The sequence below is a fragment of the Clostridium sp. BJN0013 genome, assembly GCF_040939125.1.
Taxonomy (GTDB): Bacteria; Bacillota; Clostridia; order Clostridiales; family Clostridiaceae; genus Clostridium_B.
In genome coordinates this window covers 839,771-853,420 of the sequence record NZ_CP162495.1, presented here as the reverse complement: position 1 = coordinate 853,420, position 13,650 = coordinate 839,771, and the positions used below count along the sequence as shown (strand labels likewise).

General features: G+C 32.2%; 11 protein-coding genes and 1 pseudogene. 4 read left to right on the top strand and 8 right to left on the bottom strand.

The window, feature by feature from the left end:
* Positions 1 to 219: 219 nt before the first annotated feature.
* On the bottom strand, positions 220 to 1,131 hold the full coding sequence (locus tag AB3K27_RS04485) for an SLAP domain-containing protein (RefSeq protein ID WP_368490055.1): 912 nt from the start codon (positions 1,129 to 1,131) through the stop codon (positions 220 to 222).
* Between the two features lie 281 nt (positions 1,132 to 1,412).
* Between AB3K27_RS04485 and AB3K27_RS04480 the strand changes: the two are divergent.
* Positions 1,413 to 2,482 (top strand): annotated as a pseudogene (locus tag AB3K27_RS04480) (IS110 family transposase); the annotation flags it as partial.
* Here the strand turns inward: AB3K27_RS04480 and AB3K27_RS04475 are convergent.
* Positions 2,464 to 2,619 (bottom strand): hypothetical protein, encoded by a 156-nt coding sequence (locus AB3K27_RS04475; protein WP_368490054.1) that lies wholly within the window; start codon positions 2,617 to 2,619, stop codon positions 2,464 to 2,466. The pseudogene AB3K27_RS04480 and the gene AB3K27_RS04475 overlap by 19 nt on opposite strands.
* 403 nt (positions 2,620 to 3,022) lie before the next feature.
* On the opposite strand from AB3K27_RS04475, the gene AB3K27_RS04470 reads away from it, so the two are divergent.
* Positions 3,023 to 3,241, top strand: coding sequence for a hypothetical protein (locus AB3K27_RS04470; RefSeq protein WP_368490053.1), 219 nt, complete (start codon positions 3,023 to 3,025; stop codon positions 3,239 to 3,241).
* Complete coding sequence (locus AB3K27_RS04465; protein ID WP_368490052.1) at positions 3,192 to 3,776, top strand: nitrogenase component 1; 585 nt, start codon at positions 3,192 to 3,194, stop codon at positions 3,774 to 3,776. The genes AB3K27_RS04470 and AB3K27_RS04465 overlap by 50 nt, the downstream gene beginning before the upstream one ends.
* 309 nt (positions 3,777 to 4,085) lie before the next feature.
* Here AB3K27_RS04465 and AB3K27_RS04460 read toward each other — a convergent pair whose 3' ends face one another.
* The 3 genes from AB3K27_RS04460 to AB3K27_RS04450 form a co-directional block, all read right to left on the bottom strand.
* On the bottom strand, positions 4,086 to 5,438 hold the full coding sequence (locus tag AB3K27_RS04460) for a cell wall-binding repeat-containing protein (protein WP_368490051.1): 1,353 nt from the start codon (positions 5,436 to 5,438) through the stop codon (positions 4,086 to 4,088).
* A 66-nt stretch (positions 5,439 to 5,504) separates the two neighbouring features.
* Positions 5,505 to 7,325 carry a cell wall-binding repeat-containing protein gene (locus tag AB3K27_RS04455; RefSeq protein ID WP_368490050.1) on the bottom strand — a complete coding sequence of 607 codons (1,821 nt, stop codon included), beginning with the start codon at positions 7,323 to 7,325 and terminating at the stop codon, positions 5,505 to 5,507.
* A gap of 316 nt (positions 7,326 to 7,641) precedes the next feature.
* On the bottom strand, positions 7,642 to 8,526 hold the full coding sequence (locus AB3K27_RS04450) for an SLAP domain-containing protein (protein ID WP_368490049.1): 885 nt from the start codon (positions 8,524 to 8,526) through the stop codon (positions 7,642 to 7,644).
* A 258-nt stretch (positions 8,527 to 8,784) separates the two neighbouring features.
* Here AB3K27_RS04450 and AB3K27_RS04445 point away from each other — a divergent pair, with 258 nt between their 5' ends.
* Positions 8,785 to 10,536, top strand: a complete 1,752-nt coding sequence (locus AB3K27_RS04445) for a WG repeat-containing protein (protein ID WP_368490048.1) — start codon at positions 8,785 to 8,787, stop codon at positions 10,534 to 10,536.
* 91 nt (positions 10,537 to 10,627) lie between these two features.
* On the opposite strand, the gene AB3K27_RS04440 is transcribed toward AB3K27_RS04445, so the two are convergent.
* The 3 genes from AB3K27_RS04440 to AB3K27_RS04430 all read right to left on the bottom strand — a co-directional run bounded on the left by AB3K27_RS04440 (position 10,628) and on the right by AB3K27_RS04430 (position 13,607).
* Positions 10,628 to 11,056: a hypothetical protein gene (locus AB3K27_RS04440; RefSeq protein WP_368490047.1), complete on the bottom strand. Its 429-nt coding sequence runs from the start codon at positions 11,054 to 11,056 to the stop codon at positions 10,628 to 10,630.
* Positions 11,057 to 11,299: 243 nt separating this feature from the next.
* Entirely contained in the window at positions 11,300 to 12,466 is a 1,167-nt protein-coding gene (locus tag AB3K27_RS04435) for a TolC family protein (protein ID WP_368490046.1), read from the bottom strand.
* 13 nt (positions 12,467 to 12,479) lie between these two features.
* On the bottom strand, positions 12,480 to 13,607 hold the full coding sequence (locus AB3K27_RS04430) for a TolC family protein (protein ID WP_368490045.1): 1,128 nt from the start codon (positions 13,605 to 13,607) through the stop codon (positions 12,480 to 12,482).
* Between the last annotated feature and the right edge of the window lie 43 nt (positions 13,608 to 13,650).

The following is a 13,650-nucleotide window of genomic DNA, read 5'->3' as shown; positions in this document are numbered from 1 at the left end:
AGATGCTTCTTTTCCAACTGTTCACAGAAAATTTATACATATAAATAATTATTTTCTCAAATCTGCATAGAATATATACATAATTTTATAGTCGTATAGTTTTAATTTTTTTTTATAGTATTTATTTAAAACTAAAAATAAAAAAGGTTACCCCAAAATTAATATTTCAGGATAACCTTTGTTAAAAATCTATAAAAACTCATTTAATCTACAACTTCTCTATTTTCTTCTTCTAATATTTTTCCCTCCATTTATATCTACCAATTTGTAAGCTACTGACCAGTCGTTTAAGGCTGTATCTTCTTCAGGATGTACATTAGTTGGAAATGCAAAGTTACATACTCTGGCTCTATAAGGGTTTACTGTAAAATTCTCCAGTACAAATTTTTCCGACTTAACAGCTCTTTTTTTAGCATCCACCACGGTCATAGGTATTTTATCAACAGTAATTGGTTTATTTGTGGCATTTCTCATTACAGCTGTAACAAGTATATTGCCGTTTTTTTGAAGCCCAATACTGAAGGTAGATATAGAAAATTGTCCCTCTTCCATTTCTGGCAACTCATCTAAGAATTTGTCAAAAACTAGTTTGTCTTTTACAGTTATTTCTTCTGACAGGCCTTCATATATAGGTCTGATTTTTGAAGTTATAACAAATTTACCATTTAAAGCAATATGCCAATCATCCTCAGGTATTTTATCTACCTTAACATTTTTCTTATCAAAATAGAGTTTCAATGGTCTAGCTGAACGAGGAGGCAGTGTTCCAAGAGATGCTAAATTGAATTCCTGGGATGCTAAAATATCTCCTTTAGAATTTCTAATTACAAAAGGTATTTTAGTCAGGTTCAGATTATGTGAAAGACCATTTCTTACATATATTTTAACTTCAAGCTTATCTTCTGCTTCATAAACATATACACCCGATACATTAAGATGTCCTTTTTTTATAGGGGGTAATTCTTTTATTTCATCTTCAAAAATCTCTTTTTGCACATCTGAAACTATATTTTCCTCTGCATCTAAAAGTGAGAGAACTGTGGAAACATACTCTTTACTGGTGTTTTCTTTATTGTATTCTGTTTTTTTACCATGATTATATCCATTCCTTTCGCTTCGCTCAAGGCACAAAACGTGATGAAAAATGCTGGCTTTGAGCGAGTTTCTATTCTATTATTAAGTCATAGGGATTTCGGTATGCTACAAATCACGGGGAGGTGAGTGGGCTGTCTGATTTGTCAGATGACCGAATGATTATATGTGTAGATAGCCTTTTCAAGCACAAATAAGTGTGTCTTTTGAGCACGTAACCTTATCTTTGTTTAAACAATCTCGTTTAAATGCTAGGCTATCAGTCAATGCCGTTTTCCCCTATTATTCTTTAGAACTTTTTAGTTCAGAAAGGAGTCCCTATGGCTTTAAAAATTATCTATAAAACATGTTGTGGTATTGATGTCCACAAAACTTTTGTAGTTGCTTGTATTGCAAGCACTAATTCTTGTGGTGTTACCACTTACAAGAGCCATCGCTTTTCTACCTATACCAAAGGTTTGAAAGAGCTGTTACAATGGCTGCTTGATTCCAATTGTAAGGATGTTTGCATGGAATCTACTGGTAAGTACTGGATTCCAGCCTACAATATTTTAGAAAATGGTGTTCTATTGTACTTGCACATCCTAAATATGTTAAGGCTATTCGTGGTAATAAAACTGACAAGAAAGATGCGAAATGGATTGCTGACCTGTTTAAGCACGATCTTGTTGCCGGTAGCTTTATGCCTCCTGCTGATATCCGTCAGCTTCGTGACCTTATGCGCTATCGTTACAAACTAACCTGCTTTATGTCCAGTGAGAAGAACCGTCTCCAAAACTGTCTCACGGTTTCCAACATTCAATTGGGAAACGTTGTTTCGGACACTTTTGGTAAAAGTTCTAAAAAAATTCTGGATAAGATTCTCGAAAATCCTCTTGATACTTCTTTTGATTTAGAACCTTTAATTCATGGCTCTATGAGAAACAAAATTCCCGAATTGGAGCTCGCCATTGATGGGTTTATTACACCAGAACAGGCTGGTAAATTAAAGATTATCAAAAGACATTTTGAGGATTTGGAATCCCGGAAAGCAGAGTTAGAAAAACTGATTCTTGCGCTCGCCAGTCCCTATCAGCAAGAACTCGATCTAATTCTAACCGCACCATCTTTTAGTAATCCTTTCTCTGCAATCACTGTCATTTCAGAGATTGGTGTCAACATGGAGGCTTTTCCTTCGGCGAAACACTTATGCTCATGGGCTGGTCTTACACCTACCAACAATGAAAGTGCAGGAAAGAAAAAATCTGTCCGGGTTTCCAAAGCCGGATGCTATATCAAACCACTTTTAGTCCAATGCGCTAATTCTGTGGTAAAAAGTGAAAAGCATCCTGAAATTCGCAACCGCTATCTTCGTTTAAGAAAACGTCGCGGTCACAAGAAGGCAATCATTATAAAAAATTGAAACAAATCATATACTGTGAATTTTCTTGATGTATCCTTATAGCCTAAAACCGCACATACTGTAATTACTTCTTCTTTTTTTAAAAGTGTTTGAAATATATCAAATATAGTGGTATTATTTCTCATGAGGTCACTCTCCTAAACAGTAGTATTTTTTCTCAGCAAATTAATATTACCATAGGATGACCTCATTTTCATACCTTTTTATTTACGTATTTTGGATAATCAACACTCGTGATTTATAATAACTCTTAAATTTTAGCACATTTCCAGAATGATTTCAAATTGCCAATCGGATTTTAAAAAGACTATTTATTTTGCAATTTGACAATTAGAACATGTTATTTTGCAAATTTAATAATAAGTTGTCCAAAAAAGTCTTGATTAACACTTTATTTGAATATATAATCATAAGTATGCTATGATACATAATATTACATTAAAAAAAATAGATGTAAATTAAGTTATAACATGTAATGTTATGTTTTGTTATGGTAATATAATTTTTAAATTTAAGGAGGTCATTAATTTGAACAGAACTAAAAAAATTTTATCCTCAATTTTATTTTTACTAATTGTATTTTTTTCAGTGGGCTGCGGCAATACTACCGGCAGCTCAGACACAAAGAAATCTGACACATCAACAAAGAAAGTAACTTTAACTATATCTGCTGCTGCAAGTTTAAAGGACTCCATGAATGAGATTAAAGAAAGGAAGATATTTAGATGCCATGATAGACAATCATAAATATACCGGAGAAGCAAGAGTTGTATTATATGGAGAACCTGAACTTTTACTCTCTACAGCAAGGCTTTGTGTGGAAAATGGAATACTTGTGAAAGTGGCAGGTACAGGTTCTAGAAATCCTATTTTGAAGAAAATGCTTAAGGAGGAGTTGAAGGCTCAGAAAGAGGATTCCATAGTACTTGATGATACTGATTTTGAAACTATGGAAAGTTATGCTAAAAGATTTAATATCAATTTAATGATAGGCAATTCAGATGGAAGGAGAATGGCAAAGAAACTTGGGGTAAAGCTCATAAGGACAGGTTTTCCAATTCATGACAGAGTGGGAGGACAAAGGCAGGTGATAACTGCATACAATGGTTCTTTATTTTTAATAGATGCCGTGTCAAATGCCATGTTGGAAATAACTCAGAATAGTTACAGGGAAAAAGCTTATAATGACTACTATCTTCCTATTTTAGATATTGAGGAGGATAATTCAAAATCAAATAGAGATAAAAGCTGTACCGAAAATTTATACTCAGATGAACTATAGGATGAATTCCAAAAAATCTGTTTTACAAAAATTGCCACCAACAAAATCAAAAGTATACTTATAAGTAAAGCTAGATTTCTTTTACTCTTTATTAATTTTTTCATATCTTTTCTCTCCAAAATTTAAATTCCACGACGGTGTTTTAAAATTGTCTAAATTAGTATAAATACTATGAAACTTATATCTATATTAAAATGAAGCTTAAAAATTTATAAGTTACCTAGAAATATCATATTTATTATATCATATTTTAGATAACTTATTTATAAATTTATAATTGTCACTAATTGTTAACAAAAATGGCTCAGCCTATAATCCAAATTTACTACTAAGTATAAGAATTTCTGAAGTACTAATTCCTGAATTTACTACAGCAGCTTGAAGGTCATTTCTATCAGAATCCGAAAGACTGCTATAAAGTGCTTTTATATTTTTTGCATCTTCACTGTAATCATAATTAGTATCTGCTAAATACTTACTTACAGCAGTTATAGTGTCTGATATTATTTCTTTTTGTGTATCATTCATTCCTGAGGTATCTACAGTCTTAAGTTTGCTCAAAGCTGAACTCAAAGTATCATAATCAGAATCCGAACCAGAAGAAGATCCTCCTCCACTGCTGCCGCCACTAGTACTACCGCTGCTGCCTGATGTAGAAATTTGAGATACAATCTGCTGAAGTGAACTTACCAAGCTTTCTGGAACTGCAGCTATTCCTCCAATAGCTGTGATGCTGGCATCTTTTGATACATTGGATTTTATAAAGTCTTCTGTTCCTGAATACATACTATTGTAAGTCAATATTATAGGGGAGGAAGTTTTAGCTGCCAGTGCAGAACCAGAAAGGGCATCTGCAAATTCATTCCCTGTAGGGCCGTCAGCTTGAACTATATATAAATTATCAAAATCAATACTGCCTTTAAAATAATCCAGTACCTTTACGTTAGTCTCAAATCTATTTTGCCCACTTATTCTGACAGATTGAGGTAATGTTGAAATTGCACTGTCACTTATAACACCCTGTCCACCTATTATGTAAGAATCCTTTATGGAATCTTTATTTTTATCTATATAACTCTGCACTGCATCTGGTAGAGAATCTGCTCCAGTTAAAAGTATTGGAATGTTCTGGCTAGCAGCTATAGGTGCTATGGAAAGGGCATCTGCAAAACCATATCCCGAAGTTATCACTATCTTATCAATAGTTCCAAGTGCCTTTGCAACAGTTACAGAGGTTTCAAATCTATTCTGTCCACCTAAACGCTGAACATCCAGTGACATGGATTTCAATTGGTCTTCAATAGATTGTGATATGGAAGCCGTTCCACCTATTTCTATTATGTACTTGGCTTTTAACCTTGTTATTTCCTCCTTTACTGTCTGGTCCAAATTGCCACTTTCAGTTAAAAGTATCGGTGCACCGTACTTTTTTGCAATAGGGGCAGCACAAAGAGCATCCGCATAGCCTTCACCACTGGCAAGAATTACATAATCGGAAGTTGTCCATCCACTTTTTGACACTGCTGTAGAAGTCTCATATCTATTCTGTCCCCACAACCTTTTAGAAGTAGCAAATGCCGTTTTAGGTGAAATTATATTTACTGATGTCACTAGAAAAATGCTTAATATGCTATTTAATAATATTTTACTTTTTTTAGCCATAAGTAACTCCTTTCTATCAATAGAACTCAGGGGTTAGCCTGAGTTCTATTGTTACTTTAAATGCTATTATTCAGAAAAAGGATTAACTTTTATATTTATATAATCTCCGCCCGTTAAATATACTTTATATGTGTCTATATAAAAATCATCACTTTCATAACTTGGGAACACCAATTTATTTACCAATTCTTCTACTGCTAATTTATAGCCCTGACTTGCATCAAATACTTCACTAGAATTACCCTTGACAATTCTATTTATTTGTATATCCTCATCATAAGTCAATTCTGGATCTTTATTTGCCAATGCTTGACCTTGGGCATTATCTGTAAAATATTTATCTATCTGATTATTTACATCTGTTTTAAATTGCTCATATGCATCTTCCATATCATCTGAATGTGACTCAATTACAGCTTGAATTTTATCTGCCACTAAGTTTCCATTTGAATCAAAATATTGTGAGCCAAGGCTTCCTAAAAATGTTGTTATTGGATCACCATTTATTGTAACATTGTTAAAACCAGCTGATAATTTATCATTAATTTTGTCTATATCCGCATTAAATTTAGCAGTATCAGTTATATTCCCATTTTCATCAATGCTGTATCTACTTTGAGCTTTTTTGAATACATCTGATAAATTATTTATATCCTGTCCCTTACTTTGTAAATCTACATTTATATAGTTAGAATCATCTGATGCGTTGCTATCTATTTTAAAGTACTTGTTATATTTACTATTATTGTTTATTTTCTCTTTATAAGAAGTATACTTAGCCCCTAATATCCCTTTACCACTTTTAAGATTAGAAGTAATATTTGTATAGCTGGAACTTGAGCCACCACCGCCGCCACCGCCGCCAGATGATGATGCTCCAAATGCATCTTTCATTTCCTGTGCTAGTGTATCGGATATGTTAGCAGTTCCGCCTATTACTGTTATAGTTGCACTTTTATATACCTTGCCTTTAAGAAGCTGCTTAGTTGAGGAACTTAAGGTTTGTCCAGTTATAACCAGAGGATTTTTGTTCTTGGCAGCCAGTGCTCCTCCTGTAAGGGCATCTGCAAATTCATTGCCTATCGGTCCATTTCCAAGTGCCGCATAAATATTGTTGAACTTAAAGTCTGAAGCAAATCCTTCTATAACATCTGCATTTGTCTCATATCTATCAGCCCCGCCAAATCTCTCTACAGATTTAAGTGAGTTTGCAACTGAGTCACTTACAGAAGCAGTGCCACCTATTACATAAGTTTTAGTTATTTGAGAATTTGATGTTATGTAATTTGATGTTACATCAGGTAAAATGGTACTTCTCGTCAAAAGTATCGGCATTTCCTCTATAGCTGCAGCAGAAGCTGCTGAAAGTGCATCTGCATATCCTTCTCCACTGGCAACAACTATCTTACTAGTGGAGCCCAGCTTTTCGGCTATTTTTACAGAGGTTTCATACCTATCTTGTCCACCTAATCTTTCTACATCAGATTTAACTTGTGTCTTTATGCTGTCTACTACACTGTCGGATACTACCCCTGTTCCACCAACTACAATTACATGGTTAACTTTTAAACTTTTTAATTCATTTAATGTGTTTTGATTTAAACTATCGCTACTTGTGGTAAGTAATATAGGTGCATCATTAGCTTTTGCCAGCGGAACTGCACAAAGTGCATCTGCATAACCTTCTCCATTTGCCACTATTGCATAATTCGAAGAACTCCATCCTGCTTCAGCAATTTTTGCAGCTGTTTCATACCTGTCAGTTCCACCTATTCTTATAATAGATGATGAATCCACGGCTTCTACAGCTGTGGAGACTGCTGAGCTAGCTATCAATAATGATGCTATACTACACACAGATAAAATTTTCTTACCTTTTTTCTTCACATAGCTCCCTCCTTATTTATATTTTTTATAATTTAAAATTCAATATATTTATTGAATAATTTATTATTTCACAAATTTGATACAATTACACTATTATTATACTATAAAGATAATTGTTTTCCAACCATTTATAGAAAATTTATACATAAACATAATTATTTTCTAAATATTTATAATTTTATAGTCGTATAGTTTTGAATTTTTTTAATATGTATATAAGAAATAGATATCATCGAATGCATTTACTTAAAATTTGGAAATAAAAAAGGTTATCCTAAAATGAATACCTTTAGGATAACCTCTTGATTTTTCAATTTTATTTTTTGGGTTTCACAGCCTTAATATTTTTGCCTCCATTTATTTTTACCAGCTTGTAAATCACAGACCAGTCACTTAATGAAGTATCTTCCTCCGGATATACGTTAGTTGGAAAGGCAAAATTGCATATTCTGGCTCTATGAGGGCTTACTGTAAAATTCTCCAGCACAAATTTTTCTGACTTAACAGCTCTTTTTTTATTATCTACTACTGTCATAGGTATTTTATCAATAGTAATTGGTTTATTTGTAGAATTTCTCATTACAGCCGTAACTAATATGTTGCCGTTTTTTTGAAGTCCTATACTGAAAGTGGATATAGAAAACTCTCCCTCTTCCAGATCTGGCAACTCATCTAAGAACTTATCAAAAACAAGCTTATCATTTACAGTTATACCTTCTGGAAGTCCCTCATATATAGGTTTAACTTTTGAAGTTATATTAAATTTACCATTTAAGGCAATCTGCCAGTCATCTTCAGGTATTTTGTCCACTTTAACATTTTTCTTATCAAAGTAAAGTTTTAATGGCCTAGCTGAATGAGGAGGCAGTGTTCCAAGGGATGCCAGATTAAATTCCTGAGATGCTAAAACTTTTCCTTTAGAGTTTGTAATTACAAAAGGAATTATATCCAAGTTCAAGTTGTATGAAAGACCATTTCTTATATATATTTTAACTTCAAGTTTATCTTCCCCATCATAAACATACATACCTGTTACATTAAGCTCTCCCTCTTTTATTGGGGGCAATTCTTTTATCTCATCTTCAAAAATCTCTTTTTGCACATTTGAAACTATATTTTCCTCTGCATCTAAAAGTGAGAGAACTGTGGAAACATATTCTTCGCTGGTATTTTCTTTATTTTGTTCTGTTTTTCTTACCATGATTAACCTCCCAATTTCTTATAATAACGAATTTAGCTTCTAACTCTCTTCATTATCTTAGTTAAATATATCATAAGGATTTTATAAAATCAAATGCAATTTCCATGGTAATTTTTTCAGCTGGCAACTAATAGATGACAATTAATAATTGGGAATAATTTATGGTATATATTTGGATAAAAATTATATTGGATTACAGACCCTGTCAATGAATAATATGGTATAATAACCTAAAAACATATTTGGGAGGGAAAAAGTTTGAGAAAAGCTTTTAAAAAATGCTCTAGTTTGATTTTGATTTCTCTGTCTGTCTTCGGCTGCTTACAGCTAAATTCCCATCAGGTGTTGGCAGCAAACAGTAAAAAATATTCAATTTCAGACCTGAATATATCTGCGGACAATATATACTCCTTTGAAAGTGGACTTGCAAAATTTAAAAAAGGCAATTTATACGGGTTAATGGATGAAAAAGGTACAGTAAAATCGGAACCTGAATTTACTTCCATATCATCCTTTAAAAACGGATATGCGAAATTTTCCAAAGGATCCAAGCTTGGAATTGTAAACACAGATGGAAAAGTGATAGTGCAGCCTGAATTTGAAGACATAGGAGATTTTTCTGAAAAAGGTGTAGCAACTGTAAGTACAGGCTCTAAATGGGGACTGGTAAACAACACAGGTAAACTTATTATTGAACCACAATTTGATGCTGTATACGATTTTCAAAATGGATTTATGAGAGTAAGAAAAGAAAACAAGTATGGATTTTTAGATGATAGTGGAAGTGTAATTTCAGATTGTAAATATGACAATGCCTATGACTTTCAGGAAAATTATGCCGCTGTTCAAAAAGGCACACTGTGGGGACTTGTAGATAAAACAGGAGAATTTACCGCCTTTGACTTTGATGAGATAAGATCTCCTATTTTAGGATTGGTTCCTATAAAAAAAGATGGGAAGTGGGGACTTGCGGACATGAGTGGTAAAATGATTTTAGAACCTAAATACACAGGCATATCATCTTTAAATAAGAATTTAATTAAGGTATCTAATGGAGATAAATATGGAGCCATTGATAAAAAAGGTAGTGTAATTTTAGATACAAGCTACGACAGCATTACCCCTACCCAAGGAGGTTTATCTCTAATAAATAAAAATGGAAAATATGGAGTTATAAATACTTACGGAAAAACAATTGTTAAACCTGAACTTGACTGGATAAATAATTATCAGGAGGGAAAAGCTATTGTATTATCCCATAATCAGTATGGATTTATAGACACTAAAGGAGAATTAACATATGAATCTCAGTTTGATAAGGTATATGATTTCAGAGAAGGCATGGCAAAAGTAAAAAAAGATAATAAGTATGGTTTTATAAACTCTAAAGGAGATGTAGTTATAGAGCCCATATTTAATGCCGCCTCTGATTTTAATGAAGGCTATGCGGCAGTAGAGAAAAATAGCGGCCCTTCAAATATTGAAAATTCAAGTTATATACCTCTGTTAAAAAAATATATAAAATGGGGATACATTGACAGGCAAGGCTCTAATTTTATTCCTTATGATTTTGACAGTGCTTCCCCTTTTAACAACGGCTTTGCCCTGGTCTTAAAAGATGACAAATGCAGTATTATAAAAAATCCCGATATAAAATTTATGCCAAACAGTACTGTAACAGACCCTTTTAAGGCCTGGAAAATAAAATTTAGTAAATCAATACGGGATAAAACTATCACCAATGATAGCGATGACACTGTAATAAACAATATAGACATGACCATGACAGATAACATCAAAGTTACTGACAGCAGTGGAAACTATGCAGATGTTTCTTTTACATTGGAAAGCCCTGATACCATAGTAATAAATCCACCTTATGAAGGCTATGAAGTTAATGAGAGGTATACTATTACCGTACTTAGCAATGGAAGATACAATATCAGTGACAAGGATGGAAATGATTTAAAACCCTCTATTATAAAAATCACATTTTCAATTAAGAATTAAAAATGAAAAATCAAGAGTTAAGGAGGATTTTCTATAGTTTTCACGGAAGAAAATCACCTATAACTCTTAATTTTGGATTCATATCTGAATTTTATTTGATAGTTATATTGGCTACATTTTTATCGTCTCTTACAGCCATTACAGTAACCGGCATATTTTTATACTTCTTTTTCATGTTTTCAGCATATTTTTGTGCCAGCTCCTTTACTTCCTGATCACTAATACCATCTTTAATTACCATAGTTACTATAACTTTATTATTTTGTGTATATATTCTTCCATTTAATATGTTTTTTTCCTTTTTAAGTTTTTTAGTGTTACTTTCATCTTCAGTTATATTAAGCTTTTTATCCGTCTTAACGGCTTCAATCTGAGCAGGATTTTTGGAATTATCAGTTTTATTTTGATAAAAATACCACCCTAAGCCAGCAATTACTATTACAATAACTGCAACTAAACCTAGTGCTTTAATTTTATTTTTCATTATTTTATCTTTTATTAATTTAAGCTTATATTTCATGAACCCATCCTCCCTAAATCAATTAACAACAAAACAATATTTTCCCAATTATAAACTATACATTAAATAAGCAAGTACATTCTATCATACTTATTATAATTTAGCAGGTATCCTGATGGTTATTCATAAAAAGTTAAGAATTAATAGCTAAAAGTTAATAGTTAATGAAATTTTTTCTAAGAAAATATAAGATATAGAATTAGTAAAAAACTTTCACTAACTCTATATCTTTAAATGGCAAATTTACTTCAGATCTTTAGTTAGATTATATTGAAATTTTTCTGATAGTATCATATAGTTGTCTTGAGCATTTTTAAGATTTATTTTTTCACTTTCAAGAGCAAGGGCATAGGAGTCCAATTCAACATTGGTTAAAACACCTGCCTGAACTTTTGCAAGGGCATTGTTATAATTCATTTCTGCATTATCTACCTTTATCTGCTCCGTATTTACAGAATCCTCACTATTTTTAAGTGTATAATAATCGTTCCATAAATCAACTTTTTTCTGGAGCTGAGTGGTGTAAATGTTATTTTCAGCCTGCTGTATTTGGAGTCCTGTACTTACTTCTCCTGTTGCATCATTATATGAATATTGTTTATATATATCTTCCTGTATCTTAAGTATAGCAATATTATTGGTTATTTTAGCAATATCATAGGAGTTATTAACTGCCTGATCAATTTTTGATTGTATATTGCTGTCGTCAAATACTACAAATGGATTTTCTACTTCCTGCAAGGTTATATCTATATTTAAATCCATATTTACGGCCTGTTTTATATTTAGCATATATTCCTGAAGCTGGGCTTTTGGCGTATTAAGTGAAGCTATAAAATTACTTTTTTGAACTTCAAGGGACTGCAGGGCATCACTAGTCAACTGACCCTGCTGTATTTTAGCATTTACCTGCTCAATTTGTTTATCTATGTTTTCTATCTGAGCATTTATAATATTTATCTGACGCTGACAATTTACTGCATCTAGATACTTTCCCTTTACAGAAAACTTTATATTTTCCAAGTCATCGTCTCTAGCATATTGTGCATTTTTAATATTTTGTTCATCTAGTTTAGGTGTAACATCTATCATAATTTTTACCGCAGCATATTGCCCGTTAGGATAATTAATAGAACTTTTATCATCACTTAAGGATGCATTTTGTTTATCCCTATCAAACTGTCTTTGGTAAAGAAGTATTTTTTGGTCATCCATTTGAATTTGTATATTATTTTTTTCTATATTGTTTAACAAATCATCTAAAGTGAAACCAACTCCACTACCATTTCCAACAGCCGAAGATGTATCCGCTGTACTGGTAGATGATGTTACATCAGCCTGTGCCATGCTGGTGGTACCTATACTAAGAAATACAGCAAGTCCAATTACTATACATAACTTTCTCTTCAATTTTTTTACCTCCTCAATTAATAATTTTTGATGTGTCACTTCCAATACCGCAGGCAAGATTTAGTTTAAACTGTGCCATCCATATATCTCTTTGAAGTGATTTTAAGTCATTTTGGGCAGATTTAAGATTTACAGACTGTGAATCAAAATCTATTTTACTCAATACTCCTGCATTGTACTTTGCCAGAGCAGTATCATAATTTCTCTGTGCTAATGCAAAAGTATCTTTTTTAGAATCCAGCATTTTAGATTTAACTTGCAAATCATTGTAAAGGTTATTTATCTCAGTAGTTATAGTTATCTTGTTCAAATCTAAAGTGTCATTTGCCTGCTCCACATTATACTGTCCAATTTTATACATAGCATCATATTTAGATGGATATACTCCTCTTATAATATTAAATTCAAATTTTTGTAAATTAATATTTTCCTGATTATTTAAAATTTCCGCCCTATTTTTAAGTGCATCATTTACATAATCATCATAACTTCTTATATAGGGGGATTCTGTAATTTTATCCTTTAGAAGTACATCATATTTTACATATACATCTATATCAAACACCTTATTTAAATTCATAATCTGAAGATCATATTCTCTTTGAGCTTTATTAAGCTGAGCTTTTGCATCATAATAAGATATCTCTGCCTGTTTTACATCTGCCTGTGACATAATTCCCAAATTTAATTTTAGCTGTGCACTTTTATACTGTTCCTCTGCATTACTAAATTCTTGCTGCTGTAAATCCAGGCTATCTTTACTATTCATAACAGTTTGATATTCTGTATAAGCTGCTAATTTAACTTCATTTTTAGCAACTTCTTTTTCATTAGTATATTTGTAGATAGAAAATTTAGCCTCCTTAGGGGCATTTGCTATAGTTTTCATAAGTTGATATCTTTCAGAACTTGATAAATCTCCATTAAGTTGACTGCCAGAACTGCCGGCATTCTTTACAGCCTTATTATAAGAATTCTGGGCCTGCCGTATTGAAATATCAGCATTTTTAACTTTATAAGTACTGTCAATATTGTTACTTATCAAACTGTCAATATCTAAGGTATTTCCCTGTGCAAAAGCCATAGTACTTGTACAAAAACTCAGAACAACTGCAGTAGCAAGTATTTTAATCTTATTCATATTTTCCTCCTTCCATATGTTAAAATATTTTCTTAAGAAATAT

Coding starts and splice junctions, on each gene's coding strand:
- AB3K27_RS04460 (WP_368490051.1), bottom strand. CDS start 5,438: ATGGCTAAAAAAAGTAAAATATTATTAAATAGCATATTAAGCATTTTT.
- AB3K27_RS04475 (WP_368490054.1), bottom strand. CDS start 2,619: ATGAGAAATAATACCACTATATTTGATATATTTCAAACACTTTTAAAA.
- AB3K27_RS04465 (WP_368490052.1), top strand. CDS start 3,192: ATGAGATTAAAGAAAGGAAGATATTTAGATGCCATGATAGACAATCAT.
- AB3K27_RS04430 (WP_368490045.1), bottom strand. CDS start 13,607: ATGAATAAGATTAAAATACTTGCTACTGCAGTTGTTCTGAGTTTTTGT.
- AB3K27_RS04440 (WP_368490047.1), bottom strand. CDS start 11,056: ATGAAATATAAGCTTAAATTAATAAAAGATAAAATAATGAAAAATAAA.
- AB3K27_RS04450 (WP_368490049.1), bottom strand. CDS start 8,526: ATGGTAAGAAAAACAGAACAAAATAAAGAAAATACCAGCGAAGAATAT.